The 25,161-nt window shown below is 70.6% G+C and carries 25 protein-coding genes; 18 read left to right on the top strand and 7 right to left on the bottom strand.

Features of this window, described 5'->3' with window-relative positions:
- Positions 1–75 precede the first annotated feature (75 nt).
- The 6 genes from Actob_RS25770 (at position 76) to Actob_RS25795 (ending at position 5,011) form a co-directional block, all read left to right on the top strand.
- Positions 76–636, top strand: coding sequence for a hypothetical protein (locus Actob_RS25770; protein WP_284914391.1), 561 nt, complete (start codon positions 76–78; stop codon positions 634–636).
- Positions 633–1,721 carry a hypothetical protein gene (locus tag Actob_RS25775; RefSeq protein ID WP_284914392.1) on the top strand — a complete coding sequence of 363 codons (1,089 nt, stop codon included), beginning with the start codon at positions 633–635 and terminating at the stop codon, positions 1,719–1,721. Before Actob_RS25770 ends, Actob_RS25775 begins: the two co-directional genes overlap by 4 nt.
- The gene (locus tag Actob_RS25780) at positions 1,718–2,404 is read left to right on the top strand and encodes an ABC transporter ATP-binding protein (RefSeq protein WP_284914393.1); all 687 of its coding nucleotides are present in this window, start codon (positions 1,718–1,720) and stop codon (positions 2,402–2,404) included. The genes Actob_RS25775 and Actob_RS25780 overlap by 4 nt, the downstream gene beginning before the upstream one ends.
- The gene (locus Actob_RS25785; protein WP_284914394.1) at positions 2,401–3,585 is read left to right on the top strand and encodes an ABC transporter permease; all 1,185 of its coding nucleotides are present in this window, start codon (positions 2,401–2,403) and stop codon (positions 3,583–3,585) included. Before Actob_RS25780 ends, Actob_RS25785 begins: the two co-directional genes overlap by 4 nt.
- A gap of 105 nt (positions 3,586–3,690) precedes the next feature.
- Positions 3,691–4,380, top strand: coding sequence for a hypothetical protein (locus Actob_RS25790; RefSeq protein ID WP_284914395.1), 690 nt, complete (start codon positions 3,691–3,693; stop codon positions 4,378–4,380).
- Positions 4,381–4,423: 43 nt separating this feature from the next.
- The gene (locus Actob_RS25795) at positions 4,424–5,011 is read left to right on the top strand and encodes a pentapeptide repeat-containing protein (RefSeq protein WP_284914396.1); all 588 of its coding nucleotides are present in this window, start codon (positions 4,424–4,426) and stop codon (positions 5,009–5,011) included.
- Between the two features lie 141 nt (positions 5,012–5,152).
- Here Actob_RS25795 and Actob_RS25800 read toward each other — a convergent pair whose 3' ends face one another.
- The gene (locus Actob_RS25800; RefSeq protein WP_284914397.1) at positions 5,153–7,366 is read right to left on the bottom strand and encodes a hypothetical protein; all 2,214 of its coding nucleotides are present in this window, start codon (positions 7,364–7,366) and stop codon (positions 5,153–5,155) included.
- Positions 7,367–8,043: 677 nt separating this feature from the next.
- On the opposite strand from Actob_RS25800, the gene Actob_RS25805 reads away from it, so the two are divergent.
- The 3 genes from Actob_RS25805 to Actob_RS25815 all read left to right on the top strand — a co-directional run bounded on the left by Actob_RS25805 (position 8,044) and on the right by Actob_RS25815 (position 10,377).
- Positions 8,044–8,460 carry a YciI family protein gene (locus Actob_RS25805; protein ID WP_284922388.1) on the top strand — a complete coding sequence of 139 codons (417 nt, stop codon included), beginning with the start codon at positions 8,044–8,046 and terminating at the stop codon, positions 8,458–8,460.
- 12 nt (positions 8,461–8,472) lie between these two features.
- Positions 8,473–9,630, top strand: a complete 1,158-nt coding sequence (locus Actob_RS25810) for an RNA polymerase sigma factor (protein ID WP_284914398.1) — start codon at positions 8,473–8,475, stop codon at positions 9,628–9,630.
- A gap of 93 nt (positions 9,631–9,723) precedes the next feature.
- Positions 9,724–10,377, top strand: coding sequence for an HAD family hydrolase (locus Actob_RS25815; RefSeq protein WP_284914399.1), 654 nt, complete (start codon positions 9,724–9,726; stop codon positions 10,375–10,377).
- A gap of 50 nt (positions 10,378–10,427) precedes the next feature.
- On the opposite strand, the gene Actob_RS25820 is transcribed toward Actob_RS25815, so the two are convergent.
- Positions 10,428–10,796, bottom strand: coding sequence for a hypothetical protein (locus Actob_RS25820; protein WP_284914400.1), 369 nt, complete (start codon positions 10,794–10,796; stop codon positions 10,428–10,430).
- A gap of 185 nt (positions 10,797–10,981) precedes the next feature.
- Here Actob_RS25820 and Actob_RS25825 point away from each other — a divergent pair, with 185 nt between their 5' ends.
- Positions 10,982–11,725: a L,D-transpeptidase family protein gene (locus Actob_RS25825; protein WP_284914401.1), complete on the top strand. Its 744-nt coding sequence runs from the start codon at positions 10,982–10,984 to the stop codon at positions 11,723–11,725.
- Here Actob_RS25825 and Actob_RS25830 read toward each other — a convergent pair.
- Positions 11,712–12,650, bottom strand: coding sequence for an ArsR/SmtB family transcription factor (locus tag Actob_RS25830; protein ID WP_284914402.1), 939 nt, complete (start codon positions 12,648–12,650; stop codon positions 11,712–11,714). The genes Actob_RS25825 and Actob_RS25830 overlap by 14 nt on opposite strands.
- Positions 12,651–12,713: 63 nt before the next feature.
- Between Actob_RS25830 and Actob_RS25835 the strand changes: the two genes are divergently transcribed.
- From Actob_RS25835 to Actob_RS25865, 7 genes are all read left to right on the top strand, one after another.
- Positions 12,714–13,952 carry an MFS transporter gene (locus Actob_RS25835; RefSeq protein WP_284914403.1) on the top strand — a complete coding sequence of 413 codons (1,239 nt, stop codon included), beginning with the start codon at positions 12,714–12,716 and terminating at the stop codon, positions 13,950–13,952.
- Positions 13,949–14,581: a TetR/AcrR family transcriptional regulator gene (locus tag Actob_RS25840; RefSeq protein WP_284914404.1), complete on the top strand. Its 633-nt coding sequence runs from the start codon at positions 13,949–13,951 to the stop codon at positions 14,579–14,581. Before Actob_RS25835 ends, Actob_RS25840 begins: the two co-directional genes overlap by 4 nt.
- An 87-nt stretch (positions 14,582–14,668) precedes the next feature.
- Complete coding sequence (locus Actob_RS25845; RefSeq protein WP_284914405.1) at positions 14,669–16,450, top strand: flavin-containing monooxygenase; 1,782 nt, start codon at positions 14,669–14,671, stop codon at positions 16,448–16,450.
- 555 nt (positions 16,451–17,005) lie between these two features.
- Positions 17,006–17,536 carry a hypothetical protein gene (locus Actob_RS25850; RefSeq protein WP_284914406.1) on the top strand — a complete coding sequence of 177 codons (531 nt, stop codon included), beginning with the start codon at positions 17,006–17,008 and terminating at the stop codon, positions 17,534–17,536.
- 437 nt (positions 17,537–17,973) lie between these two features.
- Positions 17,974–18,390, top strand: a complete 417-nt coding sequence (locus Actob_RS25855) for a hypothetical protein (protein WP_284914407.1) — start codon at positions 17,974–17,976, stop codon at positions 18,388–18,390.
- Positions 18,391–18,884: 494 nt separating this feature from the next.
- Positions 18,885–20,087: a hypothetical protein gene (locus Actob_RS25860; RefSeq protein WP_284914408.1), complete on the top strand. Its 1,203-nt coding sequence runs from the start codon at positions 18,885–18,887 to the stop codon at positions 20,085–20,087.
- Positions 20,088–20,417: 330 nt separating this feature from the next.
- Entirely contained in the window at positions 20,418–20,714 is a 297-nt protein-coding gene (locus tag Actob_RS25865; protein ID WP_284914409.1) for a hypothetical protein, read from the top strand.
- A 271-nt stretch (positions 20,715–20,985) separates the two neighbouring features.
- Here Actob_RS25865 and Actob_RS25870 read toward each other — a convergent pair whose 3' ends face one another.
- A complete protein-coding gene (locus Actob_RS25870) occupies positions 20,986–21,639 on the bottom strand; it encodes a hypothetical protein (protein WP_284914410.1) in 654 nt (217 codons plus the stop codon).
- A gap of 172 nt (positions 21,640–21,811) precedes the next feature.
- Positions 21,812–22,684 carry an alpha/beta hydrolase fold domain-containing protein gene (locus Actob_RS25875; RefSeq protein ID WP_284914411.1) on the bottom strand — a complete coding sequence of 291 codons (873 nt, stop codon included), beginning with the start codon at positions 22,682–22,684 and terminating at the stop codon, positions 21,812–21,814.
- 148 nt (positions 22,685–22,832) lie between these two features.
- Between Actob_RS25875 and Actob_RS25880 the strand changes: the two genes are divergently transcribed.
- A complete protein-coding gene (locus Actob_RS25880; RefSeq protein WP_284914412.1) occupies positions 22,833–23,285 on the top strand; it encodes a lamin tail domain-containing protein in 453 nt (150 codons plus the stop codon).
- A 45-nt stretch (positions 23,286–23,330) separates the two neighbouring features.
- On the opposite strand, the gene Actob_RS25885 is transcribed toward Actob_RS25880, so the two are convergent.
- Complete coding sequence (locus tag Actob_RS25885; protein ID WP_284914413.1) at positions 23,331–24,236, bottom strand: carbohydrate ABC transporter permease; 906 nt, start codon at positions 24,234–24,236, stop codon at positions 23,331–23,333.
- A 14-nt stretch (positions 24,237–24,250) separates the two neighbouring features.
- Entirely contained in the window at positions 24,251–25,144 is an 894-nt protein-coding gene (locus Actob_RS25890; protein ID WP_284914414.1) for a carbohydrate ABC transporter permease, read from the bottom strand.
- Positions 25,145–25,161 lie beyond the last annotated feature (17 nt).

Raw genomic sequence — 25,161 nt, forward strand, 5'->3', positions numbered from 1 at the left:
CAGCGGTACCACCGGCGGCCGAAGCACCGACCGCGGTCCGACGAGATCGATCATCGGGTCGGCCACGGTGAAGCCATGACCAGAACGAAGTCCAGATTGCTTCTGTGCGCCTTGGTCGTGGCCGGGATCGCCGGCTGCGACGCCGGTGGTCCGGCCGTCTCGCCCAGCGCCTCGGCCTCCGGGAACCGGCAGCAGCTGCTCGCGCTCGGCCAGGAGTGGGTGCGGTGCCTGCGCGACCACGGCCTGACCCGGATGCCCGACGTCGAGCTCAGCCAGGAGGGCTACCTCCAGTTCCCGGCCGTCGACGGCTACAACTGGAAGGAGGACCTGCGCACCCACCGGGACATCATCAACGCCTGCCAATCGATCGAGGACCGGTACCCGCCCAACGCGTTCCGCCCGCGCCAGCAGTTCTCCGCCGACGATCTGCGCAAGCTCGCCGCGTATGCGAAGTGCGTCCGGGAGCACGGCGTGCCGGACTTCCCCGACCCGAACGCGGCAGGCGAGTTCGACGTGACCGGCACCTCGCTGGAGCACGGCATCCCGGGGCGGTTGCGGGACCAGGCGGACGCCGCCTGCCACACGATCTGGAGTGGCGACGTCCGGGTCACCGGTGGCACCGGGGGCAGGAAGTGAGCCGCCGGGCTGTCGCCATCGCGATCGCGGTGACCGCTCCGCTGGCGGCCGGGGTGGCCTATGCCGTGCACGCCGGTCCGGGACCGTCCACCCCGGCCGCCGCCGAGGTCGCCACCGGCACCGCCGAGGTCACCCGGGGCACCCTGGAGCAGACCGTGCAGATCGCCGGCGAGCTCGGGTACACCGGGTCGTACCGGGTGGATCATCAGGGCCCGCCAGGCCTGCTCACCGCCTCGGCCGCGCCGGGCGCGACCATCGGCCGCGGCGGCATCCTCTTCCGGGTGTCCGACGATCCGGTTCGCCTGCTGCTCGGCGCGGTGCCGGCCTACCGCGATTTCCGGTACGGCATGAGCGACGGTCCCGACGTGCGCCAACTCGAGCGCAACCTGGTGGCGCTGGGTCTCGACCCGGACCGCGAGATGACCGTCGACAGGCATTTCAGCGCGGCCACCGCGCGGGCCGTCCGCCGCTGGGAGGCGTCCTGGGGGCGCGAGTCGTGGCAGCGCACCGGCCGGCTCACCCTGGGCCAGGTGATCTTCCTGCCCACCCCGCTGCGGGTGCTCACCCAGCCGGCCCGGGTCGGCGCCGCGGTGGGTGCCGGCACCGGCGTGCTGACCGGCACCTCGACCAGCCGGGCGGTGATCGCTCAGCTGCCGGTCGCCGACCGGGGTGGTGTGCACGTCGGCGACCGGGTCGAGGTCGGCCTCCCGGACACCGAGCCGATCCGCGGCCGGGTGACCCAGATCGGTCAGGTGGCGAGCACCCCGCCGGGCACCGCCGGACCGGACCAGCCACCGGACCCGGACGCGGCGACCGTCCCGGTCACCGTCACGCTCGCGCTACCCCGCGACCTGAGCCTGAGCCAGGCCCCGGCGACCGTCGACGTCGTCGGGCGTACCCGGGACCACGTGCTGCTGGCGCCGATCGCCGCGCTGCTCGCCCGGCCCGGCGGCGGGTACCAGGTCCGGCTGGCCGGCGGCGCGCTGACCGAGGTACGGCTCGGCGCGTTCGACGAGAGCAGCGGCCGGGTGGAGATCGAGACCGGTCTCACCGAGGGACAGTCCGTGGAGGTGCCGGCCGCATGACCACCGTGCTGGAACTCCGGGACGTACACAAGGTCTACCCCGGCACGCCGCCGGTGGAGTCGCTGCGCGGGGTCACCTTCGCGGTGCACAGCGGCGAGCTGGTCGCCGTCGCCGGGCCGTCCGGCTCCGGCAAGACCACGCTGCTCAACCTGGCCGCCGGTCTGGACCGGCCGACCACCGGCTCGGTACGCATCGGGGGCGAGCCGGTGGAGAAGCTGCGCGACCGGCAGCTGTCCGGGGTGCGCGCGCACCGGCTGGGCGTCGTCTTCCAGCAGTTCGTGCTGCTGGAACGACTGACCGCCGCCGAGAACGTGGCCACCGGCCTGCTCTATCGCGGGGTGCCGGCCACCGAGCGGCGCCGCGCCGCCGCCACCGCCCTGGACCGGGTCGGGCTCGCGCACCGGGCCTCGTTCCGGGCCGCGCACCTGTCCGGCGGGGAACGCCAGCGGGTGGCCATCGCTCGCGCCCTGGTCGGCCGGCCCGCCGTGGTGCTCGCCGACGAGCCGACCGGCAATCTCGACTCGGCGTCCGGCGCCGGGGTGGTCGAGCTGCTGCACGAGCTCAACGCGGACGGCGTGACGATAGTGGTGATCACTCACGACGAGCGGATCGCGGCGGCCATGCGCCGCCGGGTGGAGATCCAGGACGGCCGGGTGGTTCGCGACTCCGGGGGTGTGTCGTGAGGTCACGGTTGCGGCCGGCGGATCTGCTCCCGGTCGGTACGGTCGGGCTGCGGTCCCGGCCCGGCCGGACGGCGCTGTCGGTCCTCGGGGTGGCGATCGGGATCGCCGCGATGGTGGCGGTGCTGGGCGTGACCCGGTCCAGCCAGGCGGACGTGCTGGCCGAGATCGACCGGGTCGGCACGAACCTGCTGACGGTGGCGAACGGGAAGACGACGCGCGGGGACGAGGCGGAGCTGCCGGCGACGGCGGGGACGGCGGTCGCGCGTACCGAAGGGGTGTCGTCCTCCGCGGCGACCGCGACCCTGCCGGTCCGGGTCTACCGCAACGACCGCATCCCGTCCGGCCGCACCGGCGGCCTGTCCGTCCGGGTGGCCGAGCCGGCGCTGCTGGACACCCTGGACGCGACGCTGACGCGCGGCCGGTTCCTGGATCCGGCGCTGGTCCGCTATCCGGCAGTGGTGCTCGGGCACTACGCGGCGTCGGTGGTGGGGATCCGCGACGTCGGCGGGCAGCCCCGGGTGTGGCTCGGCGAGCGGTGGTTCACGGTGGTCGGCGTGCTGGCGCCGGTCGAGCTGGCACCGGAGCTGGACGCGGCGGCGCTGATCGGGGCGCCGGTGGCCGCCGCCGACTTCGGGTACCGGGGGCACCCGACCCGGATCTTCGTGCGGGCGCAGACCTCGCGGACCACCGAGGTGGCCGGGCTGCTCGGCCGGGCGGCGGATCCGGCGCACCCCGAGGAGGTGGCGGTGAGCCGGCCGTCGGAGGCGCTCACCGCGCGGATCGAGGTGGCCGGCGGGACCACGGTGCTGCTGCTCGGGCTGGGCGCGGTGGCGCTGCTGGTGGGCGGGATCGGGATCGCCAACGTGCTGGTGATCTCGGTGCTGGAGCGGCGTACCGAAATCGGATTGCGCCGGGCTCTCGGAGCCACCCGCGGGCATGTCGGCGCGCAGTTCCTGACCGAGTCGCTGCTGCTCGGGGCGGGTGGCGGCGGCGCCGGGGTGGCGCTCGGGACGCTGATCACGTTCGCCATGGCGTCGGTCCGGGGCTGGCCGACCCTGGTCCCGGCGTGGGCGGTCGGGGCCGGACTGGCCACCGCCGTGCTGATCGGTGGCTGCGCCGGGCTGTACCCGGCGATGCGGGCCGCCCGGCTGTCACCGACCGAGGCGCTGCGCACCATGTGATCGACGTGGCACGGATCGGGGAGGGAGCGCTCCCAAATCTTGCCTAGAGTCTCTGACGAGGCGGTCCGATGGGGACGACCGCCCCTGACAACGACGGGGAATCCTGTGTTGAAACGAGCCGGCCTGTTCATGTCCGTCGCCGTCGGCGCTCTGGCGCTCACCGCGGCGTGCTCCAGCTCCGACTCCACCGCTGCCGGGTCCACTTCCGGCAGCAGCGCCGCCGCGGGAAGCGGCGCGGCCACCACAGCGGCCGCCACCGAGGCGGCCACCGGCGCCACCACCGCGCCGGCCCAGGGCACCCCGGTGAGGACCAAGGCCACGCCGACCAGCGACCCCGGCGACGGGGACATGCTGGCCGGGCTGGGCGCCGACGCCGACTGGAAGAAGTTCATCGAGAAGTGTGACGCCCCGCAGAAGGTCATGATCCAGAAGGTGGTGACGGCCGACGTCAACGGAGACGGCACCTTCGACGCGCTGGTCGCGCACGCGTGCTCGCCGATCACCTCCTACTGGCCGACCGTGGTGGACGTCTTCGACGGCGCGTCCTCCTCGTCGAAGCCGAAGCGGCTCGGCACCCTGCTGCAGGACGTCGGCCCGGACGACATGCCTTACCTGGACACCCTCAAGGTGCGCAAGGGCGTCGTGACGATCGAGGCCTACGGCGTCGACAAGGAAACCGACGCCTCGTGTCCGAGCATCTACTACACCTACGAGTACAAGTACACCGGCGCCAAGTTCGCCCGGATCAGCCGTGGCGCCGGCAACGCCAACCACTGCCCGGACATCAAGAACTGACCTCGTCGCGGTGGTGTCGGACCCCGGCCTTAGGGTCGGGGTCATGGCTTCGAGCACGGTAACCACCGCGGACTGGGACGGCGGCGTCGGTGAGCGCAAGGCGCACGACGGGGTCGCGTTCGTCGATCTCGACTTCTGCGAGATCACCCTGCAGGGCGTCGAGTTCACCGGCTGCACGTTCCGCGACGCGCGGTTCAACTGCGCCGAGCTCACCGACGTCGCGTTCGTCAACTGCACCTTCTCCGGGTGCAACTTCTTCGACGCCACGTTCACCGGGTGCAAGCTCACCGGCAGCGTGTTCGAGCGGTGCGAGTTCGAGCTGCTCACCGCCGACGGCGGGGACTGGTCGTTCGCCGTGCTCCGGCGGGCCGAGCTGGGCGGCGCCACCTTCACCGGGGTGCGGATGCGCGAGACCGACCTGACCGGCGCCCGCTTCATCGGCGGCACGCTGCGGGGCGCCGACCTGTCCGGCGCGCTCCTGGAGGGCGCCGACCTCACCCGGTGCGACCTGCGCGGCAGCGACCTGTCGGCCCTCGACCCGGCGCGGACCCAGATCCGCCGAGCCGTCATCAACGCCGACCAGGCGGTGACCATCGCCATGGCGCTCGGGCTGGAGATCCGCGACGCCTGAGCTGGTCGTGCCGCGGCCGGCTCCGGCCCGTTGTCGTCGGGGCCCGTCCGATCTGGCCGTGACCGGCGCTTGCGGTCGGCGGCAGGTCAGTGCGGCGAGCCCTCTCCGCCGCGAGGTGCCGCCGAGCCCGGTGGCGGAAAGTCAGCGTCCATGGGCGGCCACGGCACCGCACGCGTGCCGTTCGCGCCCGGCTGGTGCGTGCCAGACGTGATCGTCGCTCAACTCGCCGAGACGAGCAGGATGCGATCGGTTCGCACGACGAGGACCCGGCCGTCCTGGCTGACGGCCAACGCCTCGCCCCCGTAGGCCGGATCGAACGAGTCCATCACCAGACGTCGGCAACGTGACTGTTGGCAGCGCCACAGCACCTGTTGCCAGCGTTCGGGTTGCTCCGATGCGGCCTGCTCCGCTCCGGCCTCGGTCCCGATGGTGAGGTGCGCCCCCGGCCGGCGGGTCATCGCCGGTTCGGCCGCCGTGGCGTAGACGCGGTCTCCGGCGACTGCCACCGCCCGACCACCAGGGGATCCCGTTGCTCGACAGCGGCACCAGCTGTTCGCCGATACGCACCGCGTCCGGCTGGAAGGTGACCAGCGGTTCAGCGGAGGCGGCCGGGGCCACCCACGTGCGGCCCGGCTCGCCCGCGAAGACCCAGGTGCTCCGGGCCTGGGCGCAGGTGACCGGATCGCACGTCACCAGCGCTGCCTCGACCCCGGTCCGGATGGTCGCGAGCGGGCGGCCGTCGGCGCCGATCGTCAGCCGTACGCGCCGCCGGCCGTCGGGGTTGTCCTCCACGATGCGTTGCATGGTGCCGCCGTCGAATCGCTGCGGCTTCGGGCACCCCACTTGCGCGCACCGGATGAAGGAGATCCGGTAGGTGGCCTTGCCGGGTTCGTCGTCGTCGGAAGGCGTGGCCAGGACGAACCAGATCGCCTGGTCGGGTGCGATGGCGACGGCGAGTTCCGGCCAGGTGACGGGTTCCTTGGCCGAGGTGCGGGCGGGCAGCCAGGCCTGGCTGCATCCGGCGCGGGTGCAGCGCCCATAGTTGATGAACGGTCCGCCGTCCTCAGCTCCACCGGTGAGGTTCGCCGACACCACGGTGGCGCCGTCGGCGCTGATCGAGGCGTCGCCACGTCCGTCCATCACGAGCGGTGCGCCGTTGTGGGCGATGTAGCTGTCGCACACGTCGTTGTCGCAGAACCGGGCTCCGGTGGTGGTTGCCATCACCGGGTGCTTCCCGGCTGGCCAGGCGATCGCCGCCACGCCGCCCGGGGCGTCGGGGTGTGAGCGCACCGTCGGTGCACCGAACGGGTTCGCCACGGCGATGCCCCACGGGGCGAGCACCGCGATCGCCGTCGCCGTGGCCGCGATCGCCAGCCCCGGCAGGCGCATCGGCCCGCCGGACAACGCTCCCAGCCGGGCGTCGCCGGCCGTCGACCGGCCGGACTCCCGGTCGCCGGTCCGCACCGGGTCGCGTCGCTGCGGGCAGAGGTGCGCCAGGATGCCCGCCTGCATGGCGATCAGTGCGATCAACAGCACGGCGTCGATCGCCTGGCCCACGACGGGCACGCGCACATCGCCGCCGATCCGGTCGGCCAGATGTGCCAGGACCAGCGGAACGGCGACTCCGCCCAGCAGGAACGCTCCGGCAGTGCCCGCCACCCGCCCAGTGGTCACCGCCCCACCGGGACCGCCGATGAGATGCGACAACACGCCGATGAGGATCCGCGCCGCCGCTACGCCCGCCACCGCCAGCGCGCCGACGACCAGGACGAGGCCGGGCAGGCCGCCACCGACCGCCACGGCGACACCGGCGGCCGCCCACAGCAGCGCGAAGGCGAGGACGGCGGCAGCGCACATGCCGGCGGCGAGCGCCGGGAGGTAGCGGACCGCGGCGACGATCGCCTCGAGCGAGCGTACGGTATGTCCGCGCTCCGCCCCGATCAGGGCAAGCGTCGCGGCGGGAAGCGCGAGCAGCCAGAACATCGCGATCAGGCCGAGCCTTGCCCAGGCCAGGCGAGCACCCTCCGAGCTGTCGATCACCAGGAGACCGTTGGTGACCATCGCATGCCCGCGGCCCAGAAGCAGGTCCGCCAGAGCCAGCCCGATCAGGGTGGGCGCCAGCAGTGGCAGCACTACCATGAGTAGCCGCCGCCGATGTTCCGCGGCCCGGCGGTAGCCGGCTCCGGCGTTACTGACCAGCCCTTTCAGAGCACGCGACGATGATGACACAGCGTGCACGATAGCTGCTTTGATCTTGCCAAGACCCTGGCCGACAAGGTGATCATGGGTGGCCGTCAGGGCGTGAGATGGTCGCATCGTCCGGCCGACGCCGCGGCGCTGCCCGCCCCACGTCACCCGGTATCCGGTGCACGACTGGCAGAAGTCCTACCCCGGCGAGACCGCTGTCGTCGCCCCCGAACAGGTGCCGGGTGCCTACCCTCCGACTCCCGGCACTGACTGATCGCGCAGTGAGCTTCGATCGGTTTCATCGCGAGCTGGGCCGGCCGCCAACACCAACGGCCGAGACTGGAGCGTGACGGCGGCCAAGCGAATCGGCGCGCACGATCAGCGGCAGTTAGGTGCGGTGCGCGAGGCGTGCCCGGGTCCGACAGCGCCTATTCAGGTTGCCGTTCGCGCATCACGCGTACGACCGCCCCGTTACACCAGGCCGACCTCGCTGATCAAGCGCTGGCCGACCGACTCCGCGCATGGCTCGCCATCAAGCCGCGCTTGGTGTGAATCCGTCCCGGCACAGCGCGGATGCCGCCGGTCGACGAGGACAACGACTGGTCGCGAGGCATATTCGCAAGCTGCTCCACCGAGTCAGGCGGGCTGCCCCACATCAAGCCGGAGGTCGAAGAACAGACTCAGGTCACTGTCACCCACTTTTGCGTACGCCCGGTGCCGCTCCGGGCGTACGCAAAAAAGGTTGTGGAAGATTGTCGTGGGGATGTCGAGAAGCCGTGGCGGGCTCCGTCCTGGGGGTGAAGGCGGCGACAATGGGTCGCACCGGAACCGAGGAGACGATCATCATGGCGAAGTACCTGCTGCTCAAGCACTACCGCGGCGCTCCGGAGGCGGTCAACTGCGTGCCGATGGAGAAATGGACGCCGGAGGAGATCTCGGCGCACATCACGTACATGAACGACTTCGCCGCGCGGCTGGAGACGACCGGGGAGTATGTCGACGGGCAGGCGCTCGCGCCGGAAGGGACCTGGGTGCGGTTCGACGGCGAGGGGCGCCCGCCGGTGACCGACGGGCCGTTCGCCGAGACGAAGGACCTGATCGCCGGGTGGATGGTGATCGACGTGGACAGCTACGACCGGGCCGTCGAGCTGGCCGGGGAGCTGTCGGCGGCGCCCGGCGCCGGCGGCCAGCCGATCCACGAGTGGCTGGAGCTGCGGCCGTTCCTGTCCGAGACACCGAATGCCGACGCCGACTGCCACTGATCGACCGTCACCGTGGATGACCTCCTGCTCCGGAGCCTCATCCCGGGTGTCCTCGGGATCCTCGTCCGCCGCGGAGCCGACTTCGCGGCGGCCGAGGACGCCGTGCAGGACGCCCTGGTCGAGGCGATCCGGGTGTGGCCGGCCGACCCGCCCCGGGATCCGAAGGGCTGGCTGGTCACCTCCGCCTGGCGCAAGTTCCTCGACGCGACGCGGGCGGACACCGCCCGGCGGCGCCGTGAAGGCCTGGCCGACGAGGAGCCGGCGCCCGGCCCGGTGTCCGGGGTGGACGACACGCTGCAGCTGTACTTCCGGTGTGCGCACCCGTCGCTGACACCCGGGTCCGCTGTGGCGCTCACCCTGCGGGCGGTCGGCGGGCTGACCACCCGGCAGATCGCCGAGGCCTACCTGGTGCCGGAGGCGACGATGGCCCAGCGGATCAGCCGGGCCAAGCGGACCGTCTCCGGGGTGCGCTTCGACCAGCCCGGTGACGTACGGACCGTGCTGCGGGTGCTCTACCTGGTGTTCAACGAGGGGTATTCGGGGGACGTCGACCTGGCCGCCGAGGCGATCCGGCTCACCCGCCAGCTGGCGGCCGCCGTCGACCACCCCGAGGTGGCCGGGCTGCTGGCGCTGATGCTGCTGCACCATGCCCGGCGGGAGGCGCGGATCGGGGCGGACGGGAGTCTGGTGCCGCTGGCCGAGCAGGACCGCGGCCGGTGGGACACCGCGATGATCGCCGCCGGGGTGCGGATCCTGCAGGCGGCGCTGGCCCGGGACCGGCTGGGCGAGTTCCAGGCGCAGGCGGCGATCGCGGCGTTGCACGCGGACGCCCGGACGGTCGCCGAGACCGACTGGGTGCAGATCGTCGAGTGGTACGACGAACTGGCGAAACTGACCGACAGCCCGATCGTGCTGCTCAACCGGGCGGTAGCTGTCGGCGAGGCGGACGGGGCGCGGTCCGGGCTGGCCGCGCTCGCCGCGCTGGACGAGACACTGCCCCGGTACGCGGCGGTGGCGGCGCACCTGCACGAACGCGACGGGGATCTGGCGACGGCGGCCCGGTGGTATGCCGAGGCGGCCCGCAAGGCGTCCAACATCGCCGAGCGCGACCACCTGACCCGGCAGGCCGCCCGGCTCAACTCCCGCGGCGGACAGCCGCCCGGTGCCTGAGCACAGGACGGGCACCCGCCGGGCCGGTGCGCATCTCACCCGGGCCGGGTGCGGCCGGTGCGTCGGTCGCCGGGCGGACCGTAGGCTGGCCGGGTGATCCAAGCAGTGATCGTTGACGTGGACGACACCCTCTGCCTGACCGAGGCGGCCTCCTTCGACCTGGAGAACGAGGTGCTCGCCCAGCTGGGCCGCCCGCCCATGTCACGCGAGGTGCACTTGGCCACCTGGGGCGAGAAGCTGCTGGACGCCATGCCACACCGCTCCCCCGGCCTGGACCTGGACCGGTTCGCCAAGCTGTTCCCGGTCCACCACCGGAAATACCTGGCCGACGGCCGGCTCGACGTGATCCCGCCGGAGAACCTGGCGGCCCTGGACCGGCTGGTCCTCGGCGGCCGCACGATCATGCTGCTCACCTCGCGAACCGGCGAGGAGGTGGCGCACCTGCTCGAACCGGACCACCTCCTGGCCGGGCGGGTCACCAGCGCCTACCACCAGGACAACACCCGCTTCCACAAGCCGGATCCGCGGGTCTTCGACGAGCTGCTGGCCGAGACCGGGCTGCGCCCGGAGCAGTGTGTCTACGTCGGTGACTCGCCGGGCGACGCGCTGGCGGCGGGTGGCGCCGGCATCCGATTCGTCGCCTGCCTGCAGAGCGGCGTCCGGCGCCTCGACGAGTTCGACCCGCGGCACGTCACCGCGGCCGTCGACAGCTTTCCCGAGATCGTCCCGGTGATCGAGGGTCTGTGATCCGGCGGCGACCGCGCCCACCGAGGTGAGCGCGGTCCGCCGGAACTCGGTCAGCCGCAGTTCGAGGCGACGCACACCGTGACGACGTCCAGGTCGAGCGACTTGCCGAGGTTGGTCAGGTAGAACCCGGCGACGGCAGTCTTGATCACCGTGATGTCCACGCCGGCGTTGTTCAGCACGTTCTGCAGCCCGACGAGCTGGCTGCCGCTCAGCACGCTCACGTCACCCACGTTCACCGTGACGTTGTTGCTGTTCACCGTGCCGACGCAGGTGACCTTGTGGTCCTTCCCGCCGCCCTGGTTGGTGCAGGTGTAGTTCTTGTTGCCGTTCCCGCTGGAGGCCAGCGCGGCGGTGGCGGGGGCGGCGAAGCCCATCGCCAGCGTGCCGACGACGAGGGCCAACTTGATCGAGTGCTTCATGGGGGGTCCTTCCGCAGAACGAATATGAAAAAAGTCCGCAAATGCTCGCTTTACGGACGAAACGGAACTATGCCAGCACGGCGCACGGCGTCCGGGACGTGGCGGCGCGCCACGCCGCGGGTCCCGCTTCCGGGTGACGCCGGCCGTCCCCCCACCGGACACGGCGAACAGGTAGCGTGGGCCCGATGAAGCGGGCGGCGATGCTGGCACTGGTGCTGCTGGCCACGCTGCTGCCCGCCGCGCCGGCCGCCGCCTCGGTGCCGGACCAACTGGCGCACGTCGGCAACGCCCGGCAGCTGATCGTGGTGACCGGCGGGAGCTGGTCGTCGACCCACGCGACGCTGCGCGCCTACCAGCGCGGATCGGACGGCAAGTGGCGGCAGGTGTTCGCCGCGATGCCGGCCCGCAGCGGCTACGGCGGCTGGGTGTGGGCGGCGCAGCGCGTGCAGGACACCGGGACGACGCCGGCCGGCACGTTCACCATCACCCGGGCGTTCGGGGTGCGTGCCGATCCGGGGACGCGCCTGCCGTACCGCCGGGTCGACGCGAACGACTACTGGGTCGGCGACCGCCGGGACCCGCAGACGTACAACGTCTTCCAGCCGTCCGCCTCGCCGCACCGCACCTGGCGGATCTCCCAGGCGGAGCGCCTGGCCGCCTACCCCACCCAGTACGCCTACGCTGCGGTGATCAACTTCAACCGGCCGGCCGGCGTGCACTGGAACGCCACGCTCGGCGAGTACGTCACCGGGACGCCGTCGCACGTCGGCCGCGGCTCGGCGGTCTTCCTGCACGCCAGCGGCAAGGGCTCGACAGCGGGCTGCGTGTCGGTGAGCCGGACGAACCTGGTCCGCCTGCTGAAGTGGCTACGCCCGGCCCAGCACCCGCGCATCGTCATGGGCCCCGCCTCGGTGATCAACCAGGCGTGACCAGCGCGTCGCCGCGCGCGGTGCGCAGGTAGTAGACCTGCCGCCCGGACCTCTGCCGGACGGCCAGCCCCGCGGCGACCAGCCGGGCCAGATGGGCGGAGACGCCACCCGGGGCCAGCCCGGTGCGCCGGGCCAGCGAGGTGGTCGTCGACGGCGTCGCCAACTCGGTGAGCAGCGTCGCCCGGGCCCGGCCGAGCACCGCCGCCAGGTCGGCCGCCGGTGGATCGTCGTGCCACATCGCGCCCACCCCACGCGCCGGATAGCGCAGCACCGGCGCCCACGGCTCGGCCGCCTTGACGAAGACGTTCGGCCAGGCGAACAGCGACGGCACGAGCACCAGACCGCGTCCGCCGAGCCGGTACCCCACGTCCAGGGCCGGCCGGTCCACCGACAGCACGTCGTCCGACCAGGAGACCGCCGGGTCCAGCTCGCGGAACATCGCCTGTGGACCGGCGTCGGCCAGCCGCCGGGCGCGGTACATCACGTCGCCCTCGAGGATCCCGCGCATCCTCGGCCAGTACGGCGCGAGCGCGCGCTCCCAGTACCACCGCATCTGGTCGGCGATGGCGTCCGGAGTCACCGCCGGCGCGCGTTCGCCGAACACCGCGGCCAGGTCCTCCCGCACCGTCGCCGCCGGGGTGGCCCGCACCGCCGCGAACTCGGCCGCCGGCTCGGCCACCGGCGACAGCGGCGCCGGTGCCAGGAATCCCGGCAGCTGCCGCCGCGGGGTGATCACCAGATCGCGAAGCTCCCGCAGCTCGGGGGCGGCCAGCACCGCCTCCCGGTGCCGGGTCATCCATGGCAGGTGCACCGCGTGCGCGCCGGGGTCGCGCAGCACCCGCAGGCTCGCCACCACCTCCCAGGCGGGCGAGATCCCGAACCGGACCCCGGCGAGATCGGCCGGCGACAGCGACATGCGCAGCATCGAGGATTCACTCTAGACCGAATCGTTGGGCCCGGCGGGCCGCCGCCCCCGAAGCTGCCCGGCATGTCACGTGACTTCACCCGATTCCTGGTCGCCGCGGTCGCCGCCAAGTGGGGTGTCAACCTCGCCAAGGTGGCCGTCCCGCTGATCGCGATCGCCTCGCTCGGTGCCGGGCCGGGCGAGGCCGGTGCGCTGGCCGCCGCCGGGACCGCGCCGTTCCTGCTGATCGGGCTGCCGGCCGGCGCCTGGCTGGACCGGATCGCCCGCCGCCCGGTGCTGGTCGCCATGGATCTGCTCCGGTTCGGCCTGCTCGGCTCGGTTCCGGTGGCGGCCGCGGCGGGCCTGCTGTCGTTGCCGTACCTCGGGCTGGTGGTGTTCCTCAACGGCGTCGCGACGGTGTTCTTCGATCTGGCCGCGCAGAGCCACCTGGCCGACCTGGTCGACGACCGTGGGCACCTGGTCGCGGCCAACGGCCGGCTGGCCACCGTGGACCAGCTGGCGTTGATCGGCGGCCCGGCGCTGGCCGGCTGGCTGATCGGCCGGTCCACCGCGTCGGTGGTCCTGGCCGCCACCGCACTCGGCTACCTCTGGTCGGCGCTGTGGATCCGGCGGATCCGGCGGCCGGAGCCGCGCCCGGCAGCGGTGGCTCGCCGCTCCCTGGTCGCCGAGGTCCGGACCGGCCTGTCGTTCGTCCGGCGGAACCGCACCCTGCGGGCCATCGCCATCGCCGGCGCCCTGGTGAACTTCGCGACCTCGGGCACCGTGGCGATGCTGCCGCTGCTGCTGACTCCGGAGCGCACGCTGAGCCTCTTCCTGAGCGCCGGCGGCCTCGGTGGCCTGCTCGCGGCCCTGACCGCGAAGCGGTTGTCGAAGGCCTGGGGCCCCGGCCGCTCGGTGCTCGCGATCGGACTGGCCATCGTGCCGGCCGCGCCGCTGCTGCCGCTCGTCGGCCGGCCGGTCCCGTGGCCGCTCGCCGCGCTCGCCTGGGCGGTGGTCATCTTCAAGATCGGTTTCGACGGTGTGGTGCTGACGTCGTTCCGGCAGCTGGTCACCCCGCCCGGGCTGCTGGGCCGGGTGAACGGCACCCTTCGGGTGATCTTCAGCGGCGCGCTGACGCTCGGCGCCGCGACCGCCGGACTGGTCGGCGACCACGCCGGTCCGCGCGCCGCGCTCGCCGTGGCCTGCGCCGCGCTCATGCTGGTCTGGGTGCCGATCCTGCGGTCCCCGATGCGCGCGGCGACCGCCTGGGAGAGCGCCTCTATCCTGGACCGATCACCCATCGCGATTGAAGGCGGACGATGAGCGGCCACGGGGTACGCAGCAGGCAGGTGGAGGAGACCCGTGCCCGCATCCTGCGCACCGCCGAGCGCCTCTTCGCCGAGCACGGCGTCGCCTCGGTGTCCAACCGGCAGATCAGCGAGGCCGCCGGGCAGGGCAACAACGCCGCCGTCAACTACCACTTCGGCACCAAGTCCGACCTGGTCCGGGCGATCGTCCGGCGGCACGCGGGGCCGATGGAGGAGATCCGCCGCGGGCTGCTGGAGCGGCACGCCGGCAGCACCGAGGTGCGCGACTGGGTCACCTGCGTGGTCCGCTCGATCACCGACCACCTGACGGCACTGGGCAGCCCCAGCTGGTACGCCCGGTTCGCCGCCCAGCTGATGACCGAGCCGACCCTGCGCGAGCTGGCCGCCGCCGAGATCGCCGAGGCGCCGATGTTCCTGGCCGTGCTCGACGCGCTGCACCGCTGCCTGCCCGATCTGCCGGACGAGGTGCGCCGCGAGCGGGACGACATGGCACACACGTTGATCCTGCATTTCTGCGCGCAGCGTGAGCGCTCCGGCACCACCGAGTGGTCGTCGACGGCGGCCGCGCTGATCGATGCGGTGGACGGCCTTTATCGCGCTCCCAGCCATCAGTCAGTGCCCTAGATCACAACTTAGGTCAAGCAGTTGCTTTAAATTCGGGCCTTCGGTTGGCTACCCCGTACCGGACGAACCCCGTGAAAGGGCCCACCCATGTCCCCCACCCCCCTTAGCGGTCAGCCCCACCGTTACCGGCCCGCGGAACTCGACGCGCTGCGAGCCCGGTACCAGCACGAACGCGCCCGCCGGATCCGGCCGGAAGGCACCGCGCAGTACCGGCGGGCGGCTGGCGAGTTCGGTTACTTCGCGAAGGATCCGTACACCCCGTGGGCCGAGCGGGAGGCCAAGCACGACCGGGTCGACGCCGTCGTCATCGGCGGCGGCTTCGGCGGCCTGCTCACCGGCGCCCGGCTGCGGCAGGCCGGCGTCCAGGACATCCGGGTGATCGACGAGGCGGGCGATGTCGGCGGCACCTGGTACTGGAACCGCTATCCGGGCATCCACTGCGACATCGAGTCGACGGTCTACATGCCGCTGCTCGAGGAGGTCGGCTACGTCCCCCAGTGGCGCTACGCCCCCGGCGAGGAGATCCGGCAGCACTGCATCGCGATCGCCGAGAAGTTCGACCTCTATACCGGCGCCCTGTTCCACACCAAGGTCATCGAGCTGCGCTGGGACGACGAGACCACCCTGTGGACGGTGAAGACCGACCGCGGCGACGAGTTCCAGACCCGGTACGTGACGGTCTCCTCCGGCACGCTCACCCAGCCGAAGCTGCCCGGGGTCCCCGGCATCGAGAAGTTCGCCGGACACACCTTCCACACCAGCCGCTGGGACCAGCACTACGACCTGACCGGCAAGCGGGTCGCCGTGATCGGCACCGGCGCCACCGGCATCCAGGTGATCCCGCACGTCGCCGAGGCCGCCGAGCATCTCTACGTCTTCCAGCGCACCCCGTCCACCGTCGACGTCCGCGGCAACCGGCCGATCGACCCGGAGTGGGCCGCCACCCTCGAGCCCGGCTGGCAGCAGGAACGCCTGGACAACTTCCTGACCATCGTCACCGGCGGCCACGCCGACCAGGACCTGATCGACGACGGCTGGACCGCCACCGCCAAGCTGCAGCGTCAGCTGCTCACCGGCACCCTGGACAGCACCATCTCCGCCGAGGAGCGCGACTACCTCGACGAGCTCGCCGACTTCCGCAAGATGGACGAGATCCGGGCCCGGGTCGACGAGATCGTCGAGGACCCGGCCACCGCCGAGGCCCTCAAGCCGTGGTACCGCTACATGTGCAAGCGGCCCACCTTCAGCGACTTCTACCTGCAGACCTTCAACCGGCCGAACGTCACCCTGGTCGACACCGCCGACTTCGGCGGCATCACCGCGATGACCGACTCCGCGGTGGTGGTCGGCGAGCAGGAGTACGAGGTGGACTGCGTCATCTTCGCCACCGGCTTCGAGGTGGGCATCTCCGGCGTCGTCTCCGGCACCCTGCCGGTCTACGGCCGCGACGGCCAGCAGCTGCTGCACTACTGGGCGCGCGGCCCGCGTACCCTGCACGGCTTCTACACGCACGGCTTCCCGAACCTGTTCCACCTCGGCTCCCTGCAGAACGCCGCAGCCGTCAACTTCGTCCACGTCCTGCAGGAACAGGCCACCCACATCGCCGCGGTCATCGCCGAGGCGGACCGGCGCGGCGCCCGCCGCGTCGAGCCCACCCTGGAGGCGGAGGAGGGCTGGGTCGCCACGATCCGCGAGACGGCCCCGGACAACTTCACGTTCCAGGCGGAGTGCACGCCGGGCTACTACAACGGCGAGGGCAAGCCACGCCCGGTCAACAACTCCTTCGGCCCCGGCCCGGTCGTCTTCCACGACCTGCTGCGCACCTGGCGCGCCGAAGGCGGCATGGACCAGGTCCTCGCCACCGACTGACCCGCTGCGACCTCCGGCGCCGCCTCCTTCGGCGCCGGAGCCACCCCTTTTCGTACGATCTCGGGCGACCACAAGCGCAGCAGCCCGGTCCCGTGGCTGAGCGCACGGTGATCCCGGCGCACGACCGCGAGGCCGCGCCGGGCTGAGCTCGCCAGGCCCGCTCCAACCCCGGACCCGGCCGCGGCGCCGGCCCATCGCGCGACGGCCGATTCGCCGGCAGGGTGCTATGTCTACGTCGCATCCACGGCGAAGCCCGCACTCCCTGCGATAGGTTCGGAATGCTTCAGCTCGCGCGATTGGGCGTTGGCTGGAGCCATCCTTCATACGCCCATCCCACTCGCATTGATCGGCGTCGTAATGAGCGCTGCGATCGTCGCAGGCGTCGTGGCCACCACCAACCGGCTACGGTGGTCGGCACTGCCGTCGCCTGGACAGCACGGCCGGTGACTGCCGGAATGATCACGCTCCTGCACGCCTACCGCAGACTCCCGTGACGCGACTGCCGCCGTATTCTGACCTGCCGCTGGTATCGCGTGCGAACGATCGGATGCGAGCTTGTCGCTCAAGTTGAGCGCGGACGTAAGCGACGGCTTGGACCTCCTGACGCTTCAGTGTGTGCGTATCACCGGGACGAGTAAGGGGAGCTTCATGGCTGACGACATACCGCAGGAGGACGAGGCGGCCCTCGCCGAACTAGCCGGTGCAGTAGGGAGCTTCCTGTCCCTGGTGGGATTCGACCCCGCGCTGTTATTGGAACCGGCGGACAAGCCGCGACTCGGCGGGCGTCCCGGTCTCTACGTCGAGGTCGACGCGCTCACAGGCGGCGCCGGGGTTTATGTCGGATGGCACAACTCCAAGGACCTGACCGAAGCGGTCATTCAAGCCGCCCGGCGGGGGGATCTTGCCGATCCGGTGCTTCCTGTTCACGGCGACGCGCTCAGGATCATGTTCGAGGCGCTTGTCGAACTGCTGAGCACCGCGGGCTTCGTCGTTTCGGAGGCGGAGGGATACCGCGAATACCAGGTAAGAGTCGAAGGGATCGCTGGCGACATCCTTGAGACGGTAAGGCGGTGCCGCGGGAACTGAGCAACCGCATCGTGACAACGGTTCGGTGGGCGGAGCCATCCGCGATCCGGCGCAGTACGGCCCCTTCGGCAGTGCAAGCTGGAGGCGAGCGACCCGGGCTCGGTTCATCTCTCAGTGGGACCTGGCGGCTTGCGCGGCCTCCGGTATGCGCCGGTATGCCGGGGCCCGGGCGTGCCGCGGACAGCCGGGGCCGTCCCGGAACGCTCCGGTATTGTCCTCGCTCGTTGCGACGAACGGGGACGGCAGTGAATGTGGCACGGTGGAAGTGGGTTCCGGGACTACTGGTCCTGGCGTTGGCCGGATGTTCTTCGAGCACCGCTGCCGCGCGGACCGAATCGGCTCCGGTCCGGGTCTGGCATGACGTCACTGCCGCCTGCCCTACCCTGACGTCTCCGCCGTACGGCATCGATGCGACAGGCAAGCGGTCACCAGCATATGTGGCGCCCGGCGAGCAGCAAGCCATCGATCGGGTGGCTCCCGGTGCGACGTTCGAGCACGCCGTCTGCCGGTATTCGGATCCAGCCTTCGATCGTCCCGGCGCCAAAGCCGACTGGAAGATATTTTCCGGTGGGGCGGGAATGACGCAAGCGAAGGAGTTCTTCGACAGGGAACGGGCGGCGGCAACGGGGTTCGGCGTCGACTACGCCGACGTGCCGGGCCTGAAAAGCGAGGCTTTCGCCTGGTATTACCAGCCGGAATTGTACGTGGCGGCGCGCTCGGGTAACGCGTACGTCGTGGTCCTGACGACGCCGGGCCCGGAGGCCGCCAAGGATTTCGACAAGCTGCAGCCCCTTCAGCAGCAGGTGCCCGCCCTCACCACGATCATGAAGGACGTGCTGACCGCTCTGCGGTGAACGGCTCCGGAGGGTGTCGCCACGATCCGCGAGACGGCCCCGGACAACTTCACGTTCCAGGCGGAGTGCACGCCGGGCTACTACAACGGCGAGGGCAAGCCACGCCCGGTCAACAACTCCTTCGGCCCCGGCCCGGTCGTCTTCCACGACCTGCTGCGCACTTGGCGCGCCGAAGGCGGCATGGACCAGGTCCTCGCCACCGACTGACCCGCTGCGACCTCCGGCGCCGCCTCCTTCGGCGCCGGAGCCACCCCTTTTCGTACGATCTCCGGCTCCCGCGGCCAAGCGCACGGTGCACCGTTGACTCGCCTGTACCGCCGAACTCATCGGGACCGCTACCTCAGGCGTTACTGCGGCCGATCCCACCGCGCGTTGACCTGGCCCGCAGCGTCTTGGGGCCGACGACTCGACTTCGGCCCGGGATCGGCGTGGCCTCGCTAAGGTCGAAAGGTGCGTCGTTCCGAAGCGGCGGGATGCCCGTGACACGATCACGAGTGCTTGTTGCTGTCGTCGTGGGCGTGCTGGCGGTGGCCGGCGTCACTATGCGAGTTCTGACCGCTGCACAGCGGGGCGCCGCGCGTCATGCGATTGGCGAATCCGATACGACGATATCGGGGACCGCCTCCCACGGCGCGGCCGCGAACTCCGATGCGGCGACGCTGTGGGAGGCGATCCCCGGCGCGTTCGGCGCCCCGGACGGCGCGACCGCCCAGGTGATGTCGCTCGTCAGGCACGAAAACTGCTTCACCGCGATGGGCGCCGTGCGTACGGCTCGTTCCTCGAACATCGCATCCTGGACCAGCAGCGACGATTGCCGTTCCTCGCGGCTGGCCGGGTCCGGCACAGCGCTGAAGCCACCGGTCAAGGAAAGGCTGCTCGGCGTGGTGGACGCGAACGGCACTGATCTGTGGCACGGCGAAGCCTTTGCCGTGATCACCGATCGGGAGCGACCCCACGGTTACCTCCTCAAAGGGCACCCCGGTGTCTGGACGGAAGAGGACTTGCCGGCTGACGCGACCGCGGCGCCCACCGCCATGGGGCCGGACAATCCATTCCTTCTGCTCGCCGGCCGCCGGAAGAATGGCTTGGCAACCTGGCTGTACTCCGGTTGGGGCTGGAATTCCACGCCGCTGCCCGCCCCGGCCGGCGCCGTACCGTTGAGCGCCGCCGGCATGCCCCGCCTGGCGGACACCGTGATCCCACCGGCCACCGTCATCGTCGGGCGTGCCGGGCCACATGCGGCCATCTGGCACAGTCCACCCGGCGGTCAAGACTGGCAGTATCACGAACTCACCGAGGCCCGCACTCTCACCAGCGTTGTCTTCAACGGTGTGGAACTCGTTGCCACCGGCACCGCATCAACTGGTGGTCCCGTCGTCCTCACCTCGACCGACGGAGTGTCCTGGAGCCAGGATTCCCATCCGCTCCCGCTCGGTCTGCTGCGACCGTTCGGTTCCTTGTTCACGACCGCCGCGCCCTCGTCGGCTTTCGTTCTGGGCGGACCGGCGGAGCCACCGCCACCCGTCTACGCCGTCAGCGAGACCCAGAGCGGCTGTGGCGCGGTGTACCAGCGCAGCAGCACCGCCTGGATCGAGGAACCGCTCGGGTGTCATGGCGCTCCCACCTCGCTGTTACGGCTCAGCGACGGCCGACTCGCCGCGGCCGGCGCCACGACGCTGTGGCTGCGACACAGCTGAGCCGGGCCAATTCGACGTCGAGATTTGACCGGCATTTGAGCAATGACGCATCGCCCGTTGTCTTCGCCGCCGGCACTGGTGGTACGTCAGATCCGCGCCAGTGGCCGGGGGTAGCTCCGGGCTCCACCAGGAAGATACGCACTGGACGGATCGTTCTCACCGCACGGTGAACGCCACGCGACGTCCGGATCCGCCGCGATCCTCGCTACGTGAACTCGGGTGCCATCCTCTTCCGTCCGCTCGGTGCCAAGAAGTATGAGGACCCGGTAGACAAAGCCTGGCCCGCCGCGACGTTGCCCCAGAGCCGGCAACTCCGCGAGGATTGACCGAGTGACGCAGACGGAGGTTATCGACGCTGTAGCCGCACTTGGCCGTCGGCGACTCGCTGACGGGGCCGATGTCGATGAGGTACTCGCCTTCTTTCAGGCAGAGGGGCTCGGCATCATCGCCGCGATCCGGGCAACCCACCTCGCCCTTGACCTCACCCTGGTGGACGCTCGCGATCTGGTGGAAAGTGCGCAGCCTTATAACAGCAAGTATCCGGCCGCCGCGAACTGGCATCAGGAGGTGCTGCAACGCCTGCAGCATGCAGTTAGTGCGCTCCGCGAAGGGAAACTTGATCAGTAACGACACGGCCAGGCGGCTTCGAAGAATCGGCTGCGCGTCTCCGAAGTTGGTATCCAGGGCACCGAGCCACTACGACGCCGATGCCCTCTACTACCGTTAAGCGAATAAACCGGGCCTACCTTGACGACCCTCGCTAGGGTCTACCGCTATGGGCGCGATCAAGCCGTGGCATCTGCTCTTTTGTCTCATCGTCGTGTTGATGATCGTTGGAGTGACAGCGGCTCTCATCAGCGCGGGACGAAGGAAGTAGCCCCGTTCCGGTCGATGCCGGTCAGAACAACGCGATCTGCCCCGGCATCGGCTCATCCGGGTGGGTCGAGGGCGTCGCTGTCACCGGCGGCTCGGGAACTCTCGGGTGGGCTGCTTCCTCGGCCTCCTCAAGCCAGGCCAGCATCGGCCGCAGACGGTCGCCCTGCTGGTTGAGGGGTCGATAGCCACTGTCCGCGGCGGCGGCTTGCAACGATCGCAGAAGCGCGTCGTCAACTGGAGGCAGTCCGAGGGCGCTACGCAGGCGGTCACGGTCGGCGTCGAGTTCCGGCCGGTATTCGCGGATCTCGTCGTCGGTGCGACCGAGAAAGTCGTTCAGATCCCGGCCGTCGTTCCGCTCGGCGGGAATCGTGGTGGCGTCGTGCAGGCTGGAGACGCCGACAACGAGGGTCAACGCATCCCGGAGACTTCTCGCCACGAGCCCGCCCTCGCCTTCCGAGCCGACATAAAGCACCGGCCGCACTTCTCCCGTGCCGACGAGGAGAAAGGACCCGCCGGTACCGTCGCCGGCGATCGCTTCCCACGGCTCCCCGCTCGCCAGCGTCACCGGCTCGATCGGTCCGTCTGCGGCTCGTGCCACTTCGAAGTCGAACAGAGTGAGCAGATCGGCGATCCACGGAGTGCCATGGATCGTCTCGAGCAGCCTGCGTTCCGTCACGCCACCTTGATATGAGAACATGGCTGAGCTGCTGTTCAACGTAGTCTCACGCCGTGCACAGGGCGCTCCTGATCTCGCGCCGCCTCCGGCACTGTCGTCAACCGCCACGCGCCGTGGCCGTCCCCGGTGACGCCCCGCTCTGGCGGGCGCTGGCACCGGTCCGACCAGAAGCTCAGGAATTGCGCTTGATGTGGGCGACGACGGCGTCCCGGCCGGGGCCCGCCTCGGGGACCGGGAGCAGCGGATAGACGTGCAGCGCGCCGGGCTCCTCGTGGTAGTCGAGAGCGACACCGGACGGCAGCCGCTCCCGCAGCGTCCGGCAGTCGGCGAGGGTGATGTCCCGGGTGCCGACCAGGATCTGCACCGGCGGCAGCACGGACAGGTCGCCGTGCAGCGGGCTGATCCGCGGGTCCTTCAGGTCCAGCCCGTGTGCCCAGGCGGCGGCCATCGGACGCAGCCCGGGCCGGACTAGCCACGGGTCGAAGGGCTGGATCGCGTCGATCCCGGGGTTGTCCATCGCCAGGTCCAGCCAGGGTGCCAGCAGGGTGAGCCCGCTGATCCCGGCACCGCCGGTTGCCTGCGCCACCAGCAGCGCGAGGCCGCCGCCGGCCGAGTCCCCGGCCAGGTAGCAGCGGCGTCCCTCGGCGACGAGACCGGCCACCACCCTGGTCACGAAGTCGAGGGCTTCGAGCCCGTGGTGCGCCGGCGCCAGGCCGTAGATCGGGACGTGCACGTCACAGCCGGTACGCGCGGCGATCTCACCGATCAGCGACCAGTGCTCCCCCACGATCTCACTGGTGTAGGCGCCGCCGTGCAGATAGACCACAGCTGTCGCGCTGGGCGCCGGCCCCGCGTGCACGGTGTGCACGTCGAATCCGTGTTCCCGCGAGCTGGTGACGGTGCATCGTCTCGTCAGCCGGGCCGGTGGGGCGGACGGGCCCTTGGGCCGGGCCAGGGTGCGCCGGCCCGCGGCCTCGGTGGCGAACTTCCGCCGGTACGCCAACCGGGTGAACAGTCCCACGCCGCGCATCTGCCAACTCGACATCGGACGACCGTGCCACCCCGTCCGCCCGTGATCAAGTAGCCGAACGGTCAGCCTGATCCGGCCCGACACACCACTGTTTCCCATTCTTCCCGGCCACGGGTACCACCAGAATGGTGCCGCCACCGACCATTCCGGAAAGGGATTCTTCATGCGCAGAACGCTGGGCACGATCAGTGCGATCGCCGTCGCCCTGGGCGGCAGCCTGTTCGCCGCCGCGCCCGCCGAGGCCGCACCGTCACTGCGGTTCGACTACGCGCGGTACGACTCGCCGGGCACCGACAACCGCAGCAACAAGAGCTTGAACGCGGAGTGGATCTCGCTGGTCAACACCGGCCGGACCGCCGTCAGCCTGAAGGGCTGGAAGATCGTCGACAGGTCGCGGACCTACACGTTCGGCAACGTCACGATCGCCGGCAACGGCGGGAAGGTCACGCTGCACACCGGCAAGGGCACTGACACCAGGACGCAGCTCTACTGGGGTTCCGGCAACTACGTCTGGAACAACACCGGCGACACGGCCACGTTGAAGACCAAGGCCGGCAAGACGCACGACACCTGCACCTGGAAGAAGAAGACCGGGCGCACCGGAGTCGCCTGCTGACCGAGGTGGCCGGCGGCCCGCTGGGGGCCGCCGGCCGATCCGGAGTTACTTGACCGCGCCGGCGGTGAGGCCGGCCTGGATCTGCCGCTGGAAGACCGCGTAAACGGCGATCATCGGCAGGATGGAGAGGGTGAGCGCGGCGAACAGGGTGGACCATTCGGCGTGGTAGCCGGCCTGGGTGCTGATGTTGGCGATGCCCTGGGTCAGGACCCATTTCGAGTCGGCGCCGGCGCCCTGCATGATCACGACGGGGAGCAGGTACTGGTTCCACTGCCCGACGATGTTGAAGATGGTGATGCTGATCAGCCCGGATTTCGCCATCGGCATCATGATCTGGAAGAACCGGCGCAGGTGTCCGGCCCCGTCGACCAGGGCGGCCTCGTCGATCTCGTGGGGCAGCGTCTTGAAGAACGCGACCAGGAAGAACACCGTGAACGACAGCGAGTACGCGATGTAGACCAGGATCAGCCCGGTGAAGCTGTTGAGCAGTCCCAGGCTCTGCACGATGCCGAACAGCGGGGCCAGCGCCATGAACGTCGGGAACGCCAGCCCGGAGACGAACAGGTAGTAGATCGCCCGGTTACCGGGGAACTTGTAGCGGGCCAGCACGTAGGCGGCCATCGCGCCGAGCAGCATCGTCCCGGCGGTGCTGATCGCCACCACGAACACGCTGTTGAGGAAGTACTGCCCGATGTGCGCCTCGCTCCACGCGTCGGCGTACGTGCTGAACGAGAACGACTCGGGTAGCGCGAACGGCTTGCCCAGGAAGATCTCGGTGTTGTTCTTGAACGAGGCCAGCACGACCCAGAGCAACGGCCCGGCCGTGGCCAGAGCCCACAGGAACAACGCGACGTGCGCGACCCCGTTGAGCGGGTTGATCCGGCGCTGCCTGTCGGCAGCCGGGACGGGCTTGGTGGTGGTCGCGGACTTCTCAAAAGCCAAGTTGGTCATCTCAACGTCTCCGCTCAGGCCGCCACGGCGTCGCGGCGGGTGACCCGCAGGGTCAGCGCGGCGAACGTCAGGGTCAGGAAGAACAGCACCACGCCGAGCGCTGACGCGTAGCCGGCCTGCGAGTTCTGGAACGCGTTCAGGTAGATCTGCATGCTCAGCACCTGGGTGCTGTTGTTCGGCCCGCCGTGGTTCACCGACATGATGTTGACCAGGGCGAACGCGTCGAACGCGGCGATACCCAGATAGACCCAGGCGACCTGCAGGGTGTCCCACAGCAACGGCAGCGTGATCTTGAAGAACAGGGTGACCTTGGTGGCCCCGTCCAGCGCGGCGGCCTCGTAGATCTCCTCGGCGATCGAACCCATCCCGGCGGAGAACAACACCACGTAGAACCCGACCGCCTGCCACACCAGGACCACCAGGATGCAGGTCAGCGCCCAGCGTTCGTCGGCCAGGAACAGCCACGGCGTCCACGACTGCGGCAACAACCCGTTGATCATGCCGGACTTGTCCGACCCGAACACCCGCCCGAAGATCACCGCCACGATCGCCAGCGCCAGCAGCTGCGGGAAGAAGAAGATCACCCGGTACACCTTCGAGCCCCACACCCCACCGGCCTTCTTACCACCGGAATTGAGCAGGAACGCGAAGAACAACGCCAGAGCGATCGTCACGATCGGCATCACGATCAACAGGTACAGGTTGTGCCGCAACGCGATCCAGAACACCGAGTCGTCCCACAACTTCTGGAAGTTCTCCACCCCGATGTACGTGAACCCGCCGTAACCCGACCAGTCGGTCAACGACAACTGGAACATCTGCAGATACGCGCCGACCACGAACACCAGGTAGAGCGCCAGCGGCACGACAAGGAAACCGATGATGAAGGGATACTTGCCGTGCCGCATGACGCCTACCTATCTCT

The organism is Actinoplanes oblitus (assembly GCF_030252345.1).
GTDB classification, from domain to species: domain Bacteria; phylum Actinomycetota; class Actinomycetes; order Mycobacteriales; family Micromonosporaceae; genus Actinoplanes; species Actinoplanes oblitus.